Source organism: Pseudoalteromonas xiamenensis (genome assembly GCF_030994125.1).
GTDB lineage: Bacteria > Pseudomonadota > Gammaproteobacteria > Enterobacterales > Alteromonadaceae > Pseudoalteromonas > Pseudoalteromonas xiamenensis_B.
Genome location: NZ_CP099917.1, coordinates 781,749 through 804,156 on the forward strand (window position 1 = coordinate 781,749; position 22,408 = coordinate 804,156).

At 44.0% G+C, this 22,408-nt stretch carries 20 protein-coding genes and 2 pseudogenes; 8 read left to right on the plus strand and 14 right to left on the minus strand.

What is annotated here, in order from left to right; genetic code table 11:
* Positions 1-619: 619 nt before the first annotated feature.
* The 6 genes and pseudogenes from NI389_RS03570 to NI389_RS03590 form a co-directional block, all read right to left on the minus strand.
* Positions 620-1,183 (minus strand): hypothetical protein, encoded by a 564-nt coding sequence (locus NI389_RS03570; protein ID WP_308361596.1) that lies wholly within the window; start codon positions 1,181-1,183, stop codon positions 620-622.
* A 128-nt stretch (positions 1,184-1,311) separates the two neighbouring features.
* A complete protein-coding gene (locus tag NI389_RS21105) occupies positions 1,312-1,533 on the minus strand; it encodes an immunity protein Tsi6 family protein (protein ID WP_372588613.1) in 222 nt (73 codons plus the stop codon).
* Positions 1,534-1,586: 53 nt separating this feature from the next.
* Positions 1,587-1,856 (minus strand): annotated as a pseudogene (locus NI389_RS03575) (Txe/YoeB family addiction module toxin).
* A complete protein-coding gene (locus NI389_RS03580; RefSeq protein ID WP_308361598.1) occupies positions 1,849-2,103 on the minus strand; it encodes a type II toxin-antitoxin system Phd/YefM family antitoxin in 255 nt (84 codons plus the stop codon). Before NI389_RS03580 ends, NI389_RS03575 begins: the two are co-directional and overlap by 8 nt.
* 174 nt (positions 2,104-2,277) lie before the next feature.
* Entirely contained in the window at positions 2,278-2,619 is a 342-nt protein-coding gene (locus NI389_RS03585) for a hypothetical protein (RefSeq protein ID WP_308361599.1), read from the minus strand.
* Positions 2,620-2,680: 61 nt separating this feature from the next.
* Positions 2,681-2,824, minus strand: a complete 144-nt coding sequence (locus NI389_RS03590) for a hypothetical protein (protein WP_308361600.1) — start codon at positions 2,822-2,824, stop codon at positions 2,681-2,683.
* On the opposite strand from NI389_RS03590, the pseudogene NI389_RS03595 reads away from it, so the two are divergent.
* Positions 2,773-3,047: pseudogene (locus NI389_RS03595) on the plus strand (tyrosine-type recombinase/integrase). The gene NI389_RS03590 and the pseudogene NI389_RS03595 sit on opposite strands and share 52 nt — an antisense overlap.
* A gap of 90 nt (positions 3,048-3,137) precedes the next feature.
* On the opposite strand, the gene NI389_RS03600 reads toward NI389_RS03595, so the two are convergent.
* The 3 genes from NI389_RS03600 to imuA are packed head-to-tail and all read right to left on the minus strand — an operon-like array spanning position 3,138 to position 8,324.
* Entirely contained in the window at positions 3,138-6,209 is a 3,072-nt protein-coding gene (locus NI389_RS03600) for an error-prone DNA polymerase (RefSeq protein WP_308361601.1), read from the minus strand.
* Complete coding sequence (locus tag NI389_RS03605) at positions 6,210-7,631, minus strand: Y-family DNA polymerase (protein WP_308361602.1); 1,422 nt, start codon at positions 7,629-7,631, stop codon at positions 6,210-6,212.
* A 12-nt stretch (positions 7,632-7,643) separates the two neighbouring features.
* Positions 7,644-8,324 carry a translesion DNA synthesis-associated protein ImuA gene (gene imuA / locus NI389_RS03610; RefSeq protein ID WP_308361603.1) on the minus strand — a complete coding sequence of 227 codons (681 nt, stop codon included), beginning with the start codon at positions 8,322-8,324 and terminating at the stop codon, positions 7,644-7,646.
* Positions 8,325-8,391: 67 nt separating this feature from the next.
* On the opposite strand from imuA, the gene NI389_RS03615 reads away from it, so the two are divergent.
* Positions 8,392-9,108 (plus strand): SOS response-associated peptidase family protein, encoded by a 717-nt coding sequence (locus NI389_RS03615; protein ID WP_308361604.1) that lies wholly within the window; start codon positions 8,392-8,394, stop codon positions 9,106-9,108.
* Between the two features lie 7 nt (positions 9,109-9,115).
* Here the strand turns inward: NI389_RS03615 and NI389_RS03620 are convergent, their stop codons facing one another.
* The 3 genes from NI389_RS03620 to NI389_RS03630 all read right to left on the minus strand — a co-directional run bounded on the left by NI389_RS03620 (position 9,116) and on the right by NI389_RS03630 (position 11,685).
* A complete protein-coding gene (locus tag NI389_RS03620; protein WP_308361605.1) occupies positions 9,116-9,982 on the minus strand; it encodes a DUF417 family protein in 867 nt (288 codons plus the stop codon).
* A 66-nt stretch (positions 9,983-10,048) separates the two neighbouring features.
* Complete coding sequence (locus NI389_RS03625; RefSeq protein ID WP_308361606.1) at positions 10,049-10,780, minus strand: SIR2 family NAD-dependent protein deacylase; 732 nt, start codon at positions 10,778-10,780, stop codon at positions 10,049-10,051.
* Positions 10,777-11,685 (minus strand): DMT family transporter, encoded by a 909-nt coding sequence (locus NI389_RS03630; protein WP_308361608.1) that lies wholly within the window; start codon positions 11,683-11,685, stop codon positions 10,777-10,779. Before NI389_RS03630 ends, NI389_RS03625 begins: the two co-directional genes overlap by 4 nt.
* Before the next feature lie 337 nt (positions 11,686-12,022).
* On the opposite strand from NI389_RS03630, the gene NI389_RS03635 reads away from it, so the two are divergent.
* The 3 genes from NI389_RS03635 (at position 12,023) to NI389_RS03645 (ending at position 13,594) form a co-directional block, all read left to right on the plus strand.
* On the plus strand, positions 12,023-12,382 hold the full coding sequence (locus tag NI389_RS03635) for a hypothetical protein (RefSeq protein ID WP_308361609.1): 360 nt from the start codon (positions 12,023-12,025) through the stop codon (positions 12,380-12,382).
* Positions 12,383-12,465: 83 nt separating this feature from the next.
* Positions 12,466-12,846 carry a hypothetical protein gene (locus tag NI389_RS03640; RefSeq protein WP_308361610.1) on the plus strand — a complete coding sequence of 127 codons (381 nt, stop codon included), beginning with the start codon at positions 12,466-12,468 and terminating at the stop codon, positions 12,844-12,846.
* A 157-nt stretch (positions 12,847-13,003) separates the two neighbouring features.
* The gene (locus NI389_RS03645; protein WP_308361611.1) at positions 13,004-13,594 is read left to right on the plus strand and encodes a porin family protein; all 591 of its coding nucleotides are present in this window, start codon (positions 13,004-13,006) and stop codon (positions 13,592-13,594) included.
* 3 nt (positions 13,595-13,597) lie between these two features.
* Here NI389_RS03645 and NI389_RS03650 read toward each other — a convergent pair whose 3' ends face one another.
* The gene (locus tag NI389_RS03650; RefSeq protein ID WP_308361612.1) at positions 13,598-15,796 is read right to left on the minus strand and encodes a tetratricopeptide repeat protein; all 2,199 of its coding nucleotides are present in this window, start codon (positions 15,794-15,796) and stop codon (positions 13,598-13,600) included.
* A 131-nt stretch (positions 15,797-15,927) separates the two neighbouring features.
* Between NI389_RS03650 and ygjK the strand changes: the two genes are divergently transcribed.
* Together ygjK and NI389_RS03660 are read left to right on the plus strand one after the other, a co-directional pair.
* Complete coding sequence (ygjK, locus tag NI389_RS03655; protein ID WP_308361613.1) at positions 15,928-18,207, plus strand: alpha-glucosidase; 2,280 nt, start codon at positions 15,928-15,930, stop codon at positions 18,205-18,207.
* A 139-nt stretch (positions 18,208-18,346) separates the two neighbouring features.
* The gene (locus tag NI389_RS03660) at positions 18,347-19,567 is read left to right on the plus strand and encodes an iron-containing alcohol dehydrogenase (protein ID WP_308361614.1); all 1,221 of its coding nucleotides are present in this window, start codon (positions 18,347-18,349) and stop codon (positions 19,565-19,567) included.
* Positions 19,568-19,688: 121 nt separating this feature from the next.
* On the opposite strand, the gene NI389_RS03665 is transcribed toward NI389_RS03660, so the two are convergent.
* Positions 19,689-21,713, minus strand: a complete 2,025-nt coding sequence (locus NI389_RS03665; RefSeq protein WP_308361615.1) for a methyl-accepting chemotaxis protein — start codon at positions 21,711-21,713, stop codon at positions 19,689-19,691.
* Positions 21,714-21,922: 209 nt separating this feature from the next.
* Between NI389_RS03665 and NI389_RS03670 the strand changes: the two genes are divergently transcribed.
* The gene (locus tag NI389_RS03670) at positions 21,923-22,384 is read left to right on the plus strand and encodes a HugZ family pyridoxamine 5'-phosphate oxidase (RefSeq protein ID WP_308361616.1); all 462 of its coding nucleotides are present in this window, start codon (positions 21,923-21,925) and stop codon (positions 22,382-22,384) included.
* Positions 22,385-22,408: the final 24 nt, after the last annotated feature.

Genomic DNA, 22,408 nt, shown 5'->3' on the forward strand with positions numbered 1-22,408 from the left:
TACCCAAGTAGCTTTTTATACCATCTTGGGCTTGTTTATACCTTAAGTTAATTAAAGTCATTGCTACTTGTCCGACATCTCCGTACAGATTGTCAGCGTATTCATGTAAATTTAAAGTTGGATCGTAATTTTTAGAAGCAATAAACTCATCTATTTGTTGCTCCCGAGATGGAGCATGCTCAGGTTCTTTAATATATAAAAATTCTCGCCATGTTCTTGTTGCTTCTCGTTATTACATGATTGACAATCATGGAACAACATTGTCCATAAATGTAGACCTAAAAAAGATTTATTCATTGATATAAGATTATCTTGAGATAACGTCTTTCGAGCAATCGAAATACCATAGAAACAACATTTATGATTAAAAAATCTAATAACTCATCTTTTTGGCCACCTATGGATCAAAGGGTTCTAATCCACGAGCATCATCATAATACTTGCCTACTTCTTGAAAAAAATATTCTGATATCGCTATTTGAAATATCAGATTTACGTCGAGCCATCATTCCTCTTCAGGCATATAACGCCCTGTTAATGGAAAAAATTGAATAAGCTAAAATAGAGCGAAGCGACGAGCTTATTTAATTTTGTCCTCGTTTAGCGCATTATTAACTCTCTATTGCACTTTAAAGTGCCTAGAGCCTTTAACTTTTAACATACTCTCATTCATCAGTTGTTTTTCGATATTAATGTTTTCGGGCAACCCTTTCTGTTTTGCAAGATTTATATCTCGCTCAAATTTATCTATGACTTGGAGCATTCCGCTTCCACCAACAGGCTCAGTCAATTCACCCAAATATGTAGCTTCATTCTTTTTTACTTCAAAGCTGTATGGTTCAAAATCTTCATAGTGAAAAGTATGAGCACCTTGAATTTGTTCATATTTTGTAATCAAATACTTGCCAGCTTTTAGTTGGTGTAGCTCTACTCTACCGTTATAACTTGCCTCATCAAAATCCCTTTCAGAGCGACCCCATGATGCATCTTTACGATAATAAAACCTACCCGACTCTCCTTTATCATTTTCATAGTTCACAACATAGTCACCTGCAAAGTTGTGGTTTTTTATATAAAAAGACATGATAGCAAAGCCAGAGTCATCGCCTTGGTATTGAGTATTCAACGTTACGCAACCTGACAATAGGAACATAGTAAATATTGAAATTATAAACTTTTTCATTTTTTTCCTGATAGTTTTACGAATCTAAAAAGAGAGTTAACTCCCTGTTAATAGGCAAAATTTAGTTAGCTAAAATTCGCGATGAAGGAGCAAAAGCCAACTGCATTTTATCCTTGTTAAACAGTTTGTTATGTGTAATTTTTAATAGAATTTTTGTCTAGTTTTAATCCGTGTGCAGTTCTATCCGCAACGTAGAATGCTATTTTACGTAAATGTGCAAATGTAGGATCGCTATCTTCAATTTCTCTTACAGCTAAATGACCAAAGTTAAGTGTGTGCAATTTAGCATGCTCGTTATTTCTCCCTTCGAAGAAGTCCACCGAAAACTGAAGTTGACGCAAAAGTGCCAAGCGTTGTGAATCCCGCCTTAATTGCTTGTTCGTTACCAGATCAATGAACTTGATTAGTAGTGTTCACGACACGAAATTATCGTTAGAGCTTGATCATCGACTGCGTAAACAAGCCTATTAGTATCATCAATACGACGAGACCAAAAACAAGATAAGTTTTCTTTTTATGGCTCTGGTTTACCGATGCCCTCAAATGGAGAGCACTTAACGTCATTGATGAGTCGATTGATTCGTTTGAGTGTTTTCTTGTCTTGAGTTTGCCAATACAGGTAGTCATCCCTAGCGTCTGCAATCCACGACAGTAAACGTTGACTACTACACATCAACTAACTCCCGTGCCGTTGTTTTGCCAGCACGGTAATGTTCAATCGAACGATTTAGGTGTTCAGCGTTTTGAGGTGAACGTAGTAAGTGAGCTGTCTCCATAAGGCTATTGTAATAGTCTAAAGACATAACCACTGCATCTTCAGAATCACGGCGTGTAATATCAGTTGTATTAGCATCATTAACTACACCGTCCAAAACAGCTGTGAGACCATTTCTAGCTTCAATAAAAGATACAATTCTCATAAAAATCTCCACATGTACCTTTAATGGAACAAGTATAGTCGCCACCACTTTACATGTACAGTAAACTGAACAGATGATATTAATAAGGCAACTAACACTTTGCTAATTGGCTACCGCTGCTTAGGCAGTTCAGACCACGCTGTTTGTGGCCGGAACGAAAAATTAAGCAACTTATTAGCTGCCAACCTTATTCACCTGCAGTGTCAGTTTTTGAGCGCCAATCTCGATTCTTACTTCCTTGCCGTAGGCAACAGTGAATGAAGGATTTATTGAGCTATCACCAACAGTAATATCAGCAACCATACTTGCTGTTTCATCTTGGTTTGGTTTAACAGTGAGGCCATCGCTAAAGTCATTACCCATATTGATTGACGCCATTTTATCTGCCTCAACCACCATGGTTGGAGATGCAACCAGCTTGCCTTGGGAGTATACGGATGTAGGTACTTGGTAAATATCAGCCGCGAAGCATAGCGCCGACGCTAGTATTTTGCCTAAGTCGCTGGCGCAAGCCATTTCTAACCAAATAGACAAAGTAAAAACGATGCACAATAAAGACTTGAATGAAGGCTATGGATTACGTCACGTCCCCCAGCACGGATACGTAAATACGGGAATGCGATTCAAGACCTTTCGTGGCAATTTCTTTTTCCGTCAACAATTCGCTGTATTCACCCTTATGATGAATATAGTTGTCGGCATCATATCCATGAGACAGCATTTCGAAAGCAACTTAGAAAAGCGTTTGTTAGTGCAGGTATCGGCAAACGAGTTAAAGCACATACATTTAGACATTCTTTTGCCACCAACTACTTAGAAGTGGTGCAGACATACGGACAGTTCAGGAGTTCTTCGGCCACACTGATTTAAAAACAACGGAAATATATACACACGTAATCGGTTCTCGGTTCAATCAAACGGTCAGCCCCGTAGACCGACTGTAAATCCTATGTCCGCTTTTAACACTTTGCGACTATCCGATTTGATTAACCCCCCTAGTTTCAGATCTGCCCTTTAGGCTAAGGCTCTTTCACTTAATGGAACTCGCGTGATTTAGGCTTAAGTTGATCAAGTAAGCCGCTGTGGTCAATAAGCCGTCCAGCAATAACGTGGATCACATCACCTTCTCGTTCAACAATCCCTTTTACTTCCAGTAATCTGGCGGTCAGATACGCTTGCTTTTGTGCCCGAGCTGTCCCCGCCCAAACAACGACATTAATATTCCCTGTGTCATCTTCTAGCGTGAAGAAAGTAACGCCTCCAGCCGTTCCCGGCGATTGTTTCCCTGTTACCAACCCAATCACCGTCGTTATTGACTTATGAGGTTTCTGTGGCAACTGCTGCTGCCTAGTAAATTTTGGTAGCACTCCAACCTCATCTAACAATGTGATGGGATGCTTGCCAAGACTTAATCCTAATGTGGCGTAATCTTCATGCAGTGTCGAAAAAGGATCGGGGGCTTTGAAAAATGCTACCGGCTCTTCAATGGATTGCTGATAAAGTGGCAGCGTTTGTGCGTTATCCATTAAATCCCACCGCGTTTGATAGCGATCTGTGCCAAAACAGATCAGCGCATTGGCCGACGCTAAGCGCGCTAAAGCGCCTTTATCCAACCCAAGCATAACGAGTTGATTTAGGTATTGATAACCCTGTTCAGGACGCCCTGTTTCGATCCGTTCCGCTATCGCTCTGCTAAAACCTTTTATTTGCCGAAAACCTAAGCGAATTTCATATGCATCCTTTGCGGTTTTCAATACCTGATGATCGTACTCTGAGTTATTAATGCAAACAGGAAGAACCTCAATTCCATGACGTTTTGCATCTTGTACTAGCTGTGAGGCACTGTAAAACCCCATCGGTAAGCTGTTTAAAATGGCGGTATAAAAAACGGCTGGATAATAGTATTTTAACCACGCGGATACGTACGCTAATACCGCAAATGATGCCGAGTGACTTTCAGGAAAACCATACTCACCGAAACCACAAATTTGTTCAAAAATACGTTCCGCAAACGAGGTTTGGTATCCCCTCATCTGCATCCCTTTGATAAGTTTGTCACGAAACGGCAACAGTTCACCATTTTTCTTCCAGGATGCCATTGCTCTGCGTAGCTGATCCGCTTCGCCTCCAGTAAATCCGGCTGCGACCATTGCCAGTTTAATCACTTGCTCTTGAAAAATTGGCACGCCCATGGTCCTCGCCAAGACCGCTTCAACCTCTTTTGAAGGATAGGTAATCGGTTCTTCTCCATTGCGACGCTTCAAAAAAGGGTGAACCATGTCTCCTTGAATGGGCCCTGGTCGAACAATGGCAATTTGAATGACGAGATCATAATAGGTCGCGGGCCGAAGCCGTGGCAGCATGCTCATTTGTGCCCGTGACTCAATTTGAAACACCCCAACTGTGTCAGCCTTTTGCAACATAGCATAGACGTTCGCATCGTCTTGTTTTCGAGTGATCTCAGCAATACTTAAAGCATGTCCTGTATGAGCCTGAATATACGAAAAAGCTTTTCGTATTGCACTTAACATACCTAGCGCCAGCACATCAACTTTCAATAGCCCCAATGTTTCGAGATCATCTTTATCCCATTCGATCACCGTACGCTCAGCCATTGCCGCATTTTCAACGGCGACGAGTTCATAAAGAGGTCCTCTTGAAATAACAAAGCCACCCACATGCTGCGATAAATGGCGCGGAAAACCCAGAATATCGTTCACCAGAGAAATAAACTGCTGGCCTTTCAAGGTTTCAGGGCACAGTCCTAACTCGACCACTTGTGTTTGCCAATTGAATGTTCGGTCACGTCGATTTACATTCTTAATGAAGTATTCCAACTGCGTGAGCGGTATTCCAAGCGCCTTACCGACGTCACGCACCGCACTTTTAAAGCGATACGTGATCACCGTCGCGGCGAGTGCAGCCCGTTCACGTCCGTATTTCTTATAGAGGTATTGGATCACCTCTTCACGCCGTTCATGTTCAAAGTCCACATCGATATCCGGCGGTTCGTTTCGTTCGCGGCTGATAAAGCGCTCAAACAACACCGAAATTTGCCGAGGATCAACCGATGTGATCCCAAGACAATAACAAACAACCGAATTTGCCGCGGATCCTCGTCCTTGATAGAGGATCCCTTGCTGCTTAGCAAAACACACCACATCATAAATCGTTAAGAAGAAATAAGGGTAATTAAGCTCCTCGATAAGGGTAAGCTCTTTTTCGATAGTAGACTCGATGTCTACTGGCACGCCTTCAGGGAACCGCTGCAACTTACCAACCTCAACGCAAGCCCGCAGATACGCCATGGCGCTTTGTCCTGCTGGAACAAGTTCTTCTGGGTATTCATAGCGTAAGGAACCTAAATCAAACTTGCATTGTGCGGCTATTTGACTGCTTTCAGCCATCCATTCAGAGTGGAACAACTTTGCGAGCTTTGCTTGTGTACGTAAAGCCCGTTCACCATTGACCAATAACTTAGATTTAATTTCGTGTACGGGGGCATTATGACGTATCGCCGTAACCACATGCTGTAAAGAAAGACGGCTGGCATCGTGCATCAATACCGCACCACACGCACAAATAGGCAATGAAAACTGCTCACTTAACGCCTTGCAATGCGCCAAATACCGATGTTCCGCGTGTTGAAGTGTACGAGTTAAACCTAACCAAATTCGGCCTGTATGATGCTTTAGCAACCATTTTGCCCAGTATTCATCTTGTTCATCCAGGTTCGGTAACCACAACAGATAACACTGCTTAAGGGACATTAAATCCCATTCAGCTAACTGATATTGGCCTTTTCCCGCACGACGCCTTGCATTCGTGATCGTCCGACACAGCTCTGCATAAGCACTGCGTGTTGGACAAATTAACACTACCCGCAACGAATTCAGCCTAAGGAAAGAACCCACGATTAATTTAATCGGTAAATTGAGATCTTTGATAGTACGATAGGCACGAACAACACCCGCAACAGAACACTCATCGGTAATCGCAATAGCCTCGTAGTCTAGCTGAGCTGCTCGCTTCACTAACTCTTCCGGACTGGATGCCCCTTCAAGAAAAGAAAAATAACTCTGGCAAAACAGTTCTGCATACGCCATTTAGCTAAACATCCCGTGCATAAACCAGTGTTGTGTCTCCGTGCGGAATATCCACAACCAACAACCTTGCGTATCACGTGCGATAAAATAATCACGTACTTGTGGTTGGCCATCCCACCAACCCGTTGTCAGCCGCTCAGGTCCATGCACAATCACAACGTGTTGTGACAAAGGTTTTGGTGTGGGGAACAAAAACGTGGGCCGCAACATTACCGTCTCAAATGAGGTATGCGATTCACTCAATGGAACAACATATTGAGTAGCAAATTCTGGGCGCGGATCATCCGTTACACAAACGCCTCTAATGGCGTCTTTGCCAAGTTTCGCTTGAAGAATCGATAACAGCGCTTTGGCGGTAAGGCCTTTGCGTTTTACGCTAAATAAATCGCGCGCTTCCTCGGCTCGCGGCTGCATGTGCTCTACTTTAAGCGTCAAGGCTTGCAATGGTGCCTCTAAAGTCACATTACTCAACGTTAACGTACTGAGCTTAAGCCACCCACTCGCACGGTATTCTCCTTCTGCTGCAGCGATTAAGATGTCCTGATCCGGTACATCTCGCATCGTCAAGGTCAGTTTGAGTTCATACGCGAGTTTGTCTCGCACACGTAAAAACGTCTCTAATTGCGTCAGCAAATGCGTAAGAGGTTTCACCAGCCAATCTAAGCTCTCCAATTCAAACAACAAGTGCAGTGTACGACAGAATGTTTCAGGTGGCTGATAGTAAGCGAGTGGATGCTGAAAATGCCCGAGTAAGCGGCCTACGTACTGCACTAAGGCTTGGTCAAATCGCCGTCCGAGTTCAGCCAGAGGAATGGCCAAGAGCTCGTGCATCGTGCGTAGCCCTAAACGAGATAAAGGCTCATGCAACACCTGACTCAGCTCAGCAGCACTCAACGATTGTTGCTTCAGTAGCGTCAACAACTGCATTTCATCATCACTGACAATATCGCATCGTTGTTTTGCCAACAAACGAGCAGCCAAAGGCGAATGACCACATGCGTAATGATATTCAACACCAAACATGGCTAAGTGTGATTGGATGTGCTGCCAGTAATGCGTGATGTCACCATAAAGCGCCAACATATTTGTCACCTTTAATGCTATGCCATCCGGTTCAAATAACGCCAAATCAGCACTCACTAGGTACAACCAATCTGCCAGTTCTATTAATCGTGTTTTGGTCAGCGGCTCATCATATGGATGGACTACCAACGCTCGAGAAAGAGCCGCCGCCGCCCCCAATCCCATGCCGAGTTTAATGCCCATTTGCTTCGCAACGGCATTGGCTTGTATCACTTCATTACGTTTACCCGCCACAATGACAATCGGTGACTCAATTTGCTGACCGGATACCTCATCAACTTGTGGAAAAACACTGTCCAGCTGCAACTGAGGAAAATGAAGATATAACCAAAGTGCCATAATATAACTCTACTACTTCGCGGCGTGCTGCATCGCCTGAAATGGAAAAATCTCTGCAGAAGGTTCGGGCATTAACACGAGATCAGCCCACTGCGATTGAAAGTTCACTTTAAAAGGTCGTGATGACCAACCTCCTTTGCGTTTGTTCACCGTTGCCTCCACCCCTTCTTCTGTAGCTAATAAGCGCATGCTTAATGTCCAAGGCAACGCGAAGCTTTCACGGATATCATGGCGTAACAGCCACACTTGAGCCTCTCCACCCGCCGCCGCAAGCTGTAAACGTTTAACTTGATGAATCGCTAAGTCATCCTGCCAGAGTAAAACGCTGGCACACGCACCACTTTTGGCACACCATTCTGCCGCCCACAAGGCCTCTTGCGTTGTTTTGGGCTCGATGACCAGCACACGCTCCGCCGCAACACCTGCATGTACTAACGCTTGTGCATTGACTTGAGCTGGGGGATGGATAAACGCAATAAGTCGAGTTTGTTTAGCCAAACTGGGTAACAAAAATCGCAATTCACCAATCCCAACACCAGTGTCGAGTTCTATAACCCCTTGCAACGGAAAACCACCGGCCAGCACGCTATCAACCTCTGCAAAGCCACTTGCAATGGTTTCTGTCACTGGCTGTTCGCGATTTCCCTGCCACACTAAGTGACGGTGCGTTAATAAATCAATGAGCTTGTTCATAGTCACACTTTTACTGTATATATGTACAGTATATTTATACTTTCGTATTCTGCAAGGGGATTTTTCAATGTGTGGCCGTTTGAATATTACCGATGATCCGTGGATAACCCAGATCCTATTGGACTTTGGTATTGAAAACCCCTACGAACCCAAACACTTAGGTCGATTTATTCGCGCCACTCAGGAAATCAGTATTGTGCTTGAAGAAAAAGTGAAAGCCTCTACAGGGCCGATGACACAACGACGGGTTCAATCGGCTGCGTGGTGGTTGTTGCAAGAGGCGACTGAAAACGGCTTTCGACCTAGCCGTTATACTTCTTTTAACAGTCGTTATGATAAACTGTTTATACCATCCAGCGCAGCTTATCATCCCTTCCAGTCTAGTCGATGCATTATCATCGCCAATGGCTTTGGTGAAACGCAAGAAACAGGAAAAGTGAAGCGTTATTTCGATTTTAGAACTGCACATGAACCAATTCTATTTGCTGGACTCTATAGTATATGGCAACACACTCATCTGCATGCCCCTTTCTATTCTTGTTCAATTATCACACTGCCACCCCATCCTAAATTGCAGTGCTATCACGATAAAGCTTGTCCAATGATGCTTCCCAACGACCGGAATCTCATAGACGCTTGGCTTGACCCTGATTTTCATCACGTCGAGGCATTTCGCCCTCTGCTCAAGCCTTCGCTCTATCAGTCACTTTGGGTACAAGAGGTTGATAAGCCGAGTACATATCAACCTATCGGTGCGGAACACTTTGTACCCAGCGATGACTAAGTGCAAACTAAACAGCATGTTCGGCTGGGTGTGACGCTTGATGAAAAAATGGGAGCTGACGATGTAAATAAAGTAATACCACACAACCATTCGCAATAAACCACAAATCTTTTATTAGAAATTGTCCCGTACCAGAGAGCAATGTACTGCTCGACAACGCGCCCGACACGGAGAATAAGAAGCTTTGTGTCACAAAAAACACGGCACTTGCACCCAATAACCCTAAGAATGCCCACATCGGTTTTTTCAGTAAGAGCCCGATAGCTAAAAGCAGCGCAAACAGCAGGTCATATACCCCTATTAGGTTTGAGGCTTCTTGCACCGAGAAAAACGTGTAAAGCCAGCTTAAAAAAGGAGAAGAGATCAACAAATCTTCAATACCCTTCGCCTCAATGGTGGTGAACTTCATGCCGCCAATCCACACTAGCACCATCACAATGCTTGATGCGTTAAACAAGGCGTGCCCTCGTGGCGACAAGGCCTCACGATAGAAAAGATACACGGCAAGAGGAATTAGCGCGTAATATTTTATGATCCCTTGACCCGAACCAATCACTGGAAATCCGCCTAAATCAGCTATCCAACGTGTTGGACTAAACAGCGTAAGTAAAGGCACAAATGCAAAAAACAAGACAAAACCTAGAAAGGGTAAGCGCTTTTGAGTTGAGTCAGGCCAACCAATAAGCGCCCCGCAAAAAATGGCATATACGGCTACGGCGTAGCGCACTAAATGCTGTTGGACGACACCATCAAGATGATAAAACTGCACGAGTGCAATCAGTGCTCTATCATTACCCGAAAACGCAAAAGACACCCCGAGTAAAACTAAACTGAGCACAACAAGTACTTTCAATACCGATTCAATATACAACACTCATTTTCCTATTCATTTTGCTGAATAGGCAACAAGACCCTGAGAGTCGTGTTTTTATTTCACGCTTTACCTAATCTCATCTCTCGATTCAATATACTCTCGCGCCGTCATCGGAAAATACTGAACGTTAGAGTGCAAAACGTGAGCAGGACTTGGGTCGACCACCTCTATCGGTGTATTTTGATGTCGCGCGATCTCCAGCGCCATGTTGGTTATATTGACGCTGAACGACGTCCCCATGAAAACGATTTTCTCCGCGGCCAACATCCATTGCTGCGCACGGCTAATTTCATAAAGCTCCGTATAGTATTCATCGAACAACAACACGTACGGTTTTAAGGACTCGTTCAATATTGGCCCGTTTTGACCTATTCGAAACAACTCAAGCAACGAACTTGTTAAGTTGCGTTCATCAACCTCATCCCATGGCGCTTTAATACGTTCAACCGCTTCACCTTGTGCATGAAATCGCGTGACTTCATCAAGACGGCCATGAATAGAAATATAGTTGTTATTCCCAGCTTTGCCGTCCAATCCGTCAATGTTTTGAGTGATAAGGCGCTTATCATGCAACCAATGATGAACGCTATTCGGACCATGATGGCGATAAGTCACAAAGCGATGGTAATACCATCTTAAAAACTCGCTTGGGTTATACTCATACATCGCTCTAGTCGCCATTTGCTGAGGCGTGTAGTTTCGGCTACCTATCGTCCAATAACCGTCTTCACCACGGAAAGTGGGGATGCCACTTTCCGCACTAACCCCCGCTCCCGTGATATATAAAATATCGCTCATTTCAGCATCTCTTTTTGTTTAAACAACGACTTTTTACCTAACCACTTATCGCCAAATTGGAATAGGCCTAAGCTGCTAAGGACGATAACCGCACCGACTAGCAAAGTGGCGGTTAACTGTTCGTTATTCAGCCATGCACCTAAACTAATCGCAAAACCAGGTGTAATCAAAGTCGTAAGCGCAACGGTTCCTGCGGGCAACTTTTGTAAAACATGAAAGTACGCCAAAAAACCAAGTAGCGAGCCAAAGACACCTAAATACACCGTTGCCCAAATCGACCTTGTTTCCCAAAGTTGAGGCTCGAAGTGACCATCGGTAAACCACCACACTGTCGCAAGTATGGGAGTGACAAAGACCAATGCGCCAAAGGTGGTCGCCATGGGATGTACAATGACTGGAACCTTCTTAATTAAAACCCCACTTAAACTGAAGGAACAAACCGCTAAGAACACGTAGATCAAGCCAGCTGGGGCAATTTCCAGTTCTTGCAACTGAGCAACACAAATGAGGTATAGCCCAACAAGTGCAAGTCCCAGTGCCACTAGCTTCACGGGCGTAAATTTCGCTTCGCCTAAGAGCTTGTAGCCCAAAATGCCAGAGAAAAACGGCGCAAGCCCAAACACCAGTGAAATCACGCCCGATGGCACAGTTTGCGCCGCGAGATAACTTAAAAGCATGCCTCCAACGATACCAAAGGCGGAATACAAATATTGTAAGCACGACAAACGAGTCCATGGTACGCGAATGTTCGCAAACGCGACAAAAAACGCCGCTAAAACGAGTGCAATAACCATACGTAAAAAAACACTGAGCGTGGGGGAAATTGTCTCACTGCTCCACACTATCCCAAGTGGTGTTGTTGACCAAACCAAAATAACGAACAGGTACGATATTCGCACTGACATTAGCGTAATCCTTTTAGCAGGATGGTAAAGGAGGGAAGGAAGAACAATACACTAACCGCTTTTACCATCGCGGTTAGTAAATACTGCTAACCGCGCATACAATTGAGCACCATGGTAACCGATGGTTGCCATAGTTGCGTCAAATTGATTTGCGTGAAAACAGTCATGATTAAAACCTAATAATCTCTTGAGTATTATTTGTAGCCGACATATTACTCTCAGGTCAATAGCTCATTATATGAATTAACAGAAATTTCCGATGAATCTCACAAATTTCTACAGATAGACACCAAGCCTAAACGTCTTAAAATGGCGTCGTCAATTTGCGAGAGCCCACATGCCAATCATTGCTTTTATTCTTGTTCTAATACTCATTAAAACATCGTTATTGGGGTTGGGTTTACTCAGTATAGGGTTAGCAAGCTTTGCGCTTATCACCATAAAAACACGGCTGCTAAGACTAGATGAAGCGTTAAAAACACGCTTTATTTCCAAGTTCAAACTTGTGATCTATGCACATTTAGTCACCTATGTACTGCTCCTATTAAAACTGTCTTTCCTTGAGGGGTGGCATGATGTACCTGCGTTTATTGCCAGCCATCTTATTATGCATCATGTCATCAGTGCGAGTATTGCTGGCATACTGACTTGGCAAACAATCAACACTTACCAACGCTTTCAACAACAAACACGCTGAATAGCTTTTTCCCCATAATTAAGCCATGATTCACTCAGTGGGCGATACGCTCCGTCGCTTAGACCCAAACAGGAGACAACTACATGTTTTATGCGTTACTGGTGGCGATGTTCAGCGTAGGACTTATCATCAGCTTCATTGCCTCTCGGCTATTTCGCTGCCCAATCCAAGCCGTCATTGAAAGTATTGTTGGAGAGCACTTAAGTACTTCGTGGAGCAAGTTCATGACCTTTGCTCTGTATGTCGTTGGAATCTCGGCAAGCCTCAACTTGTATTTTCTAGAACAACAATTGATGCCTGCAACGGAGAATTTTACGCCTCCTGAGTTAACCCCCGCCCGCCTCATGCTCGAACTTTTCCGTTCATGCTTAGATGCGCTTCAGGGGATCACGTGGGTGATGTTGATGTTTTTCTGCTTTTCGCTGATAGCGTTTGCGCTTGGTAAAATATTGAAACCTCGCTAACGGTATTCTGTGAGTTACTAATTCCCGTAACTCACACATTTTGCAACGACTTTTACATTTTCTAACAGCACCCGCACAGTTTTCTACAAGCCACCAACAGACTCTAACAAGACTTCAACCGTAAAGTAGCCTCACTAACTCAGAAGGAGAATGAACAATGAAAAAGCTACTTACATTAACTCTATTAACCGCAGCTATTGCTACATCCACTAACGCGCTTGCAAACGATGAACACCAAATCGGTGTTCAATTACATTCAGGCAGTGCAAAGTACAAATCGTCAAGTAAAGATGGTGACGGCGTGTCAAACTTATATCTTTACTACAACTACCAATTCGACCCGATGTTTTCTTTGGAAGGTGGCTTAAGTGTTGGTGCAGAACTGGACGACTGGGATTGTACCGACCTGACTAAAGATCGTTTCGAATGTGTAAGAGAAAACAACGCATTGTTCGATTTAAATGCAAACAAATTGGAATACACCAGCATTGTGGTCGCCGGGAAAGCACAATTTGATGTAACACAAAACAGCAATGTGTACGGCAAATTAGGCCTTCATCGCTATGACTATGAAATGAAAAATGGTAATACCAAAGTGGTTGATGACTCTGGCTTTGGTTACCTTGCTGAAGCAGGTTGGGAATATCAATGGAACAATGGTATTGGCCTAAACCTTGCGGTACGTTATACCGATATGGGTGATTTAGACACAACAACGTGGGGTGTTGGTATGTCTTACCGCTTCTAAATTTTAAGACCGAATATCAATACGCAGCCCGCCTAGTTCACTATGGTGGGCTGAAATATGCCAGCCTAATGTTTCTGCAATTTGCTGACTAATGGATAAGCCAAGACCAGAGCCACCTTCGTCACGCCCTCTTGACGCATCACAACGGTACATACGTTCAAAGACCAGCGATAATTGTTCATCCGTTACGCCCGGATAGCTGTCTTCAAAAGAAAGTAGCCAGCCCCAGTCTCGCTTGACGAGTTGCACGAACGCCCTACCATTAGGCTCAGTGTAAGCCAAACTATTCTTGAGAATATTACCAAAAACCTGTTTTGCCCGTTTCGGGTCACATTCCACCATGATATGTTCTTCGGGCATGGCGTGTTCGAGTTCAATCTTTTTAGCTGCAAAAAGCGGTTTGAAATCAATGACAATTTCTTCCACCAGCGCGGTTAAATTAACCATGGTGATTTCAAATTTAGCCACTCCCGCATCAAACTGAGCGGAGAGATAAATGTCCTTAATCAACGAGTCCAATTGCTCAAGCTTTGAATCCAGTCGCTCATAGGCACTTGGCACATCTGGCTCAATATTATGCATGAGCGCTTCGACAATTAACTTCGAGGCTGTAAGCGGCGTTCTTAGCTCATGGGAAACATCAGCAAATAGACGTTTTTTCTCGCCAAGAGAGTCTGCAACTAACTTGGCTTTGAGCTCAACCAACCGTTGTTTCTGTTGCATTCGCCAAAGGAAAATGAGACCAAACGCCAACATTACCGCAAAAAACAGCGCCAGTAACGTACGCTCTAACTTCACGTTTTCGAGCATGACATTTTTCAGTCCTTGCTCCTTTTCAGACAATTCCAACGCGATTGACTGCCGCGCAAATTCGGAATTGTACTTGTAACGCTCGAGCTGCTTTTCCGTCATCTCTTTATATAAAGCTTGAATTTCGACATTGTAGTCTTCTAAATCCTTGATAGCGTTTTCCAGCTGCCCTAGATTTTTATAAACATAGGCTCGATTTTTCAACAACTTGCTTCGCTCCTCTTTACCAAGCACTTTGTCCATTAGTAAGGCGTTTAGGTGGGTTAACGCTTGGGGAAACAAATTACTTTCAATTTCTATGTCCGAGAGCGTCATTAACACGAGATGTTCAGTTCGTTTAGCGCCACTTTCTACCGCCAGCATTAACGCCTCCGAAGCAGTGGCATGAGCTTGGACATAGTCGCCCGATTTACGATAGATTGAGGCAAGAATACTCAACTGCCAACTTATGTCGCTCTTGGACTTTGCCGCCTTCACCAGCAACAATGCTTCGTCTACATAACGACGGGCGTTGCGAATTTCATTAAGCTCCAAGCTTACCTGCGCTAATTTTCCTAAACTATTCGAGATGTGAATGGGGTTTCCAAACGTTCTATCTATCGCTAAAGACTGCTTGAAGTACAAAAATGCTAAGCTAAATTTTCCCGTATCGCGGTATATTTCGCCAATATTGTACAGAACGTTAGACACGCCTTGTTGGTTTTTAAGCTGTTTTTGAATACTCAATGAGGCTTCGAACTCTTGCAGCGCTGCGTCAAAATCACCAATGTAATTGAAAATGACCCCCATTCCATTGTGGGAGTCTGCCAGCAATGCATCCGCCTTAAAACGGGAATACAAAACTTGCGCCTGTTTTAACAGCACCATGGCATCTTGATACTTTGCTTGAAAACGCAAATTACGCGCTTCTGTGTACAGCAAATTCGCATACAAAATGGAGTCTTGGTTTTCGCCCAACAGTGCTTTGGCTCGATTCAGCGCTTGAGCGCTTTGCGCATAATTCCCTTGTTCATTGTGTAATTTTCCTAATAAATAAAAGGGTGTTGCATACAATTCAAGGTTATCAAAAGCCTGATCGTAGCCCACAAGGGATTGCAATAACGCCTCGGCCAAAGAGAACTTACCGAGTTTAAGTAATGCGCGAGCTTTGATGGTTTGGAGTTGAAACCAAATAGGGTTGTTAGGCTGTTGAGTAGGAAATGACTGTAAAAGTAAAGACTCGGTTGTATCCAGCGCTTGCTCGGGCTCATGCAACAGAAGTGATTCTAAGCGAACAAAATCTGTCTTCTGGGTTGCGGCATACAAACTTACAGGCAGCAAAAAGCTGGCAATCGTAAAGTTAAGAAAGCCAAACGCTATAAATTTGTACAACTTGCGACAACTAAATTTCAAGTCACTCTCGGTTACTTCTGCCGTTTTAAACGACGATATGCTAAGTATGCTAGCAAAATATGAGGTAAATATGGAGAAAGGCCTAGACTCAAACCTATAATTGCATACAATATCCCAAAAAAGGGTTTTGTATGCGTCTCGTTACCTCTCTTTCACTTTTGCTTATATCGCCTTTTGTATCAGCAAAATGGCAAAATGTGATTGACCGATTAGGCGAACCTACCGTGTCTAAACCGACCGATAAATACGGACATAGTCCATTTAATCCCTTGTTTGACGAAGGTGCGTGGCACGGTCACTTACTTCCTCGTTCAGACGCTGAACAAGGCGGTTTTCCAGGTTCCCCTGTTATATTCGAAGAATACCTGTTTTATCTCAATGAACATTTTGACCGACTATCACTTTATCACAACAACCAGCGAATACAGCTCAAGGCTGACGTACAAAGTGAGCCGGGTTTATTAACTCAACATCTCTATGCTCAAGGTGTGGATGTAACACTCACACTGCGTTTTGTTGATGAGCGCACATCCCTACTCAAAACCGTGATCACGACAGCGTTTCCACTCACTTTAGTTTTTGATGGCAAACTTATCCAACACTATGAAGCCAATAAGCCGCTGACCGAACTGTTTCCAACATTCAGCCCACATTATGTTCAAACCCAATCAGGGCTTGAAGTGCAATTTGGCCGCGTTCGTTCACCCTGGCAACTGATGTCATCAGGTACGAATCGCTATGTCATGCAAAAAACTTTACCGATGCACATTGAAATAAATGGGAATTCATTTCGTGCAACAAGCCATATAGAGAAAAGCCAAACGTTTTACACTACTTATCAGTACTTCCACAATGCAACTGAGCAAATGGCTCACCAAACCAAGACAGCTCAAATTTTGCGCTCGCCCGACACCTATCTCTCTCAGTCGGAACTGCGTTGGCAACGCTATTTGTCACCAGTAGCACATTACAGTGGCGACAAAGCTCGGATGCTCGTAAAAGCCATTGAAACACTCATTGCAAACTGGCGTAGCCCTGCTGGCGACATTTCAACGGATACAGTAAGTCCTTCCGTTACAGCTCGATGGTTTTCTGGCAATTTGACTTGGCCTTGGGATTCTTGGAAACAAGCATACGCGCTTGCGTCTTTTCACCCGTCACTGGCAAAACGTAATATAGACACCGTATTCAACGCTCAAATCCAGCCTTCAGATCCCCTTCGCCCTCAAGATGCAGGCATGTTGCCTGATTTGATTGGCTTTAATAAAAGCCCTGAGCGAGGCGGCGATGGGGGTAATTGGAGCGAACGAAACTCAAAACCAAGTCTTGCTGCTTGGTCTGTTTTTCAGGTTTATGAGCAAAGCGGTGACAAAGTTTGGCTTGCGAAGCTCTACCCAAAACTGAAAGCATATCGACAATGGTGGCTGACAAACCGTGACCACAATCACAATGGCGTGCCTGAGTACGGTGCAACGGTAGATAAAGCACATAATAACGACAATGGTGAGCTCTTGTTTACGATTGAGCAGCATGGACAAAAAGTCACGCAATATGGTTTAACTCAGTACGTGAAAGCTAATGCTAAACACCAACCCGTGGAGGTGCCTGCGCAAACAGCAGCATCGTGGGAATCCGGCAGAGACGATGCCGCTAATTTTGGTTTTATCTCACAAGAGCAACTGACCGAGTACATTGCCAAAGGAGGCAAAGCACGCGACTGGCACGTTGATTTTGGTGAGAATCGCAATGAAAAAGGCAACTTACTGGGTTTTTCGTTATTACAAGAATCCGTCGACCAAGCCAGTTACCTGGTTTCTGACAACCGCTATTTGGCAAAAATTGCAAAAACATTAGGCTATGATTCTGAAGCGACCTATTTTCAGCAACAAGCCGAAACGCTCAGCCTCTATATTCAAACTTGCATGTTTGACCCGCTTTCAGGGTATTTTTACGATATTCGTCTTGAAGCAACGCCATTAGAGAATGGCTGTGCCGGCAAGCCCATTACAGTGCGAGGAAAAGGACCTGAAGGTTGGTCTCCCCTTTTCAATCAAGTTGCAACGCCTCAACAAGCGCAGCGCGTACGCGATAACATGATGTCAAAAACACAGTTCAATACTTACGTCCCCTTACCCACAGCCGCTTTAAATAATCCCGCGTTTGGTCCTGATATCTACTGGCGGGGAAGAGTGTGGCTTGATCAATTTTATTTCGGTGTCAAAGGGCTTAGCAACTATGGCTATAAGAATGAAGCTCGACAACTCATAGACACATTACTTGCGCATGCTCACGGATTGTCAGGAAATGCCCCAATCCGCGAAAATTATCACCCCCTGAATGGCGAGCAACAAGGAGCACCGAACTTTTCTTGGAGCGCAGCTCACTTATATTTACTTCTGACCGAATTCTGAACAGACATAAAATATGAGAAGACAAATAATTCATGCTAGATTAGACAATGCAGATTCGGTGCTTTGCGTTACATTAGTTTATCGACGCTATGCACCCTGTGTGCGTCTTGCTTAAACAATGTTCAGATGGAGAACTGACATGAGGTTTTTATACCGAACTTACCATTTTATTTTGAAGTGTATTGTCATTTTTATTGGGATACCAAATCCCAAACTTCATCGTGGACGCTCAGGACTTGTAAACGCTATAGCATCATTAGGACTTGCACCTAACTCTAACGTACTTTTCGTCACGGACAGACAGCTTGAAAAGCTTGGTGTCACATCGCCTGTCAAACGACTGTTGGAAGACGCACAGCTCAACGTTGTTGTCTACAGCAACGTTGAACCCAACCCCACAATCGAGAATGTTGAATCCGGTGTTTCGTGTTATTTAGATAGTCAATGTCAGGCTATCGTCTCCGTCGGCGGCGGTTCTGTTTTAGATTGCGGTAAGTTTATCGGAGCCCGTATCGTTAAGCCAAATAAGTCTACTGCGCAACTAAAAGGTCTGTTCAAGGTGTTAAAACGCTTGCCGCCAAACATAGCCATTCCGACTACCGCGGGTACGGGTTCTGAGACAACCGTTGCCGCTGTTATTAATGACCCTGAAAACAAACAAAAATATGCCGCAACGGATTTTATGCTCGTACCTCAACATGCGGTGCTAATGCCTGAATTAACGACCTCACTGCCCCCTCACATTACCGCAACGACCGCGATTGACGCTCTCACTCACGCCATCGAAGCGCTTTTAAGCATAAACTGCATGACATTTGCTAGACAAAAAGCCCTCGATGCCTGTGTGTTGATTTTCGAGCATTTACCTGAAGTGTTGAAAAATGGACAAAATAAAGAAGCGCGCGAGTCGCTTTTACTTGCATCGCACTACGCTGGACAAGCCTTTACTCGCACTTCCGTAGGCTATGTTCACGCCATTTCCCACCAGTTAAGTGCAACCTATGGAACACCCCACGGCCTTGCAAACGCTGTACTCTTGATGCCTGTTTTACGTTGGTATGGCAAGCGCATTCATAAAACACTCGCGCAAATCGCGAGAGCATGTCAATTAACCTCAATGGATTACCCACTGGAAAAACAAGCCGAAGACCTTTTAACTCACATTGAACGATTACTTGAGCAAGCCAATATTCAATCTCAATTACCTGAAATCCGAGCACAAGACATTAAACACCTCATTCAAGCTGCGCTAAACGAGGCGCATCCAGACTATCCGGTGCCTGTCTTTATGTCAGAGTTAGATTGTAGAGCCGTTTTAAATACAGTTATTCCGATCGAAGTATTAGAACAGACGGTTTAGTGCAGAGACATAAATAAGCAAGAGGCCTCATCAATGAAATGTGAACAGCGCATTTAAGGTAAATAAGCCTTGAAAGATAGATTTAAAGGCGACGCAACAAGCCTCGCCTTTGTGGGAAAAACTACAATTTAAATCGCTCAACCAATGAGGTTAAGCGCCCAGCGAATTCGCTCAGCGATGCACTGCCTTTCGCCATATCCTGCATCGCATTCGCATTTTGCCGCGCAGTTTCCTGAGCGTCATTCATAACGCCCTCAATACTGCGACAGTCGCCCGCCTGACTATGAGCAGCTTCACTGACTCGGCTACTAAGAACAATCACATTACTCAACGCGCTTGAGATTTGTGTCATCGCATTAACTAACGCATCACTTTGAGAAACGCACAACGACGCATCCTCTTTGCCAGCATTAATCGCCGAAGATGCAATCGATGTATCTTGTTGTAAAGCCGCAATCATCTGGTTGATTTCATTCGTCGAATCTTGCGTGCGGGACGCAAGGGTACGCACTTCATCCGCAACCACCGCAAAGCCGCGACCCTGCTCACCTGCCCTTGCAGCTTCAATCGCAGCGTTTAACGCCAGTAAATTGGTTTGTTCAGCGATAGACGAAATGGTATCTAAGATGCTACCAATGTTTTGGCTGTGCGCGGTAAGCTTAGTCATAATATTCACCGCTTCATCCATGCGTTTACTCAAAGAGACAATGTGTCCGCGGTTATCATTTGCGATACGCGTCACTTGCTTTCCTTCGCTTTCCGCTTCGTGAATGCTGTCTAAACTCGTTTGAGATTCTTGACTGACCAACGAAGCGCTATGAGAGATACGACTCGCCAAATCCGTTGCATCCTTCATACGCTGCTGCTGTGTATTCGCATTTGAAGCGATTTCAGTGCTTCTGGACAACGACGATTGTGAGAGATTCTCTAACTCATGTACCTGCTGATTTATGTTTTCAAGTAAGCCTCTTAAGTTGTTTTTTACCTGATTAATATTGTCGATAAGCTGACCAAACTCGTCGTCGTTTATCTTATTCATTTGACGAGAAAAATCTCCCGCAGCGAGGTAATTCAGCATTCTATTGACCGCATTCAGCGGGCCAAGCATCGCTCGACTTGTTGATATGGAAATAAATGCCCCAAGACCAATAAACACCATCGCCAAGACAATTGCCATGCTTTTAGCTTGATCAATTTTCGTCTGCGCAACATCTTGATAATGTTCAAATTGATCTTTTGCACCCACTTGTAACTCTTGAAGTGAAGTAATGACTTCATTGGCATTTGATTCTGCTGAACTATAGGCTTGTTGCGCTTTTTCAATCGCACTGAGTTTTTGTTGTTGTACCTGATATAACGTGCCTGGTGACGCTAAAAACTGCGCTACGTTCGCCATCGCACCATCATAGCGTTTTCTTAGCTCGTCCATAGGTAGCCCTTGCGCCTGCTGCTGCAAGTACTGATAGTTGTTACGGATGTTATCCAGTAAGAAACGCATATCATCTTGATGTTGGGTCAGTTCAGTCGCACTCAATTGACTAATTGCTTTGCTATTGTTACCGAGCGTAAAAAGCATGTCATCAATTCGTACACCAGTGCCTGCTACTTCTTCCAATTGGCGCTGTTTGTCCGTTTCAATCAGTTCAATATCAAGCATGGCGCCGCTTGCTTCGTCTTTAAACTCAGCAAGTTTTGCCGTTGCTTGTAATAATTGCCCTCGACGTTGTTCAACATCAAGCTTTGACGCAAACAACTGTTTCCCTGCAGTCGCCAAATTCTTACTTTGCTCAATGGCGCTTTGCAATTTGCTTTGTAATTTGGGCTTTTCAGAAATAAGCGCGAGTAATTGATTTTGTTGAGATTGATAACGCTGAAGCAACGATAAAAACGCTTGCTGTTCTTTTTCTAGTTCATTTTTCGCATTCTGACTAAATGCTTGTGCAAGCAGCTTACTTAATTCGAGCTGTTGCAATTGTAGTGCATCGGCTGCACGCTGAACGGGCACAGCCACACTTTTAACTTGATCATTGGCTTGTTGGATTTGCGTGAGCGCGATATAAGCAAGGATACACGCCAAAAGCAGCAACGTGCCTAGCGCGCTGAAACCGAGCGTAATCTTCTGTTTAATAGACAATTTGTTCAACATAATTTCTTATTGTTCTTGAGCTTAGCCCACTATGATACAAAGTTGTTAAAAATCCAACAACTTACTCTAAACATTTTTGCAATTGCACCATGTCTGTGCGTATTCAGTGATCTTAGTCAAAACTCGACTATATTGCTTGTCAGCCGGGAGATTTTCTCCTTGTGCTTTGATAAGCTTTGAACCATATATTGAAATTTGCAAGGATTACTATGCGAAAAGAAGCGGTACTAGAGGCAAAATCCCTGTTGCAAGACGGCGAGATCGCAGTGTTGTCGACGCTTTCAAACTCGATGGAAGGCTATCCTTTTGGTTCAATGGTGCAATTTTTATCTTTAGAAAATGGGAATATCTGCCTATTTATAAGTGATTTAGCACAGCACACGAAAAATCTCACGAAAGACAACAAGCTCTCATTGACCGTACTTCAAAAGGACAAACTGGGTGCAGCGAATGCCGCCAGAATCACTTTACTTGGACAAGCAAAACGCAAACCTCGTCAAGACTCTCTAGAATCCATCGCTCTGTTTTGCCAGAAGTATCGAGATGCCGAACAGTATGCCGAGCTGGGCGACTTTTACATTTGGGAAATTGACGTTGAACGCGTGCGTTTTATTGCTGGATTTGGTCAAATATTTTGGCTTGAAAAAGAAGAATGGTATGAAGAGAGCTAAGCTCTCTCCTATACATCATTGCAT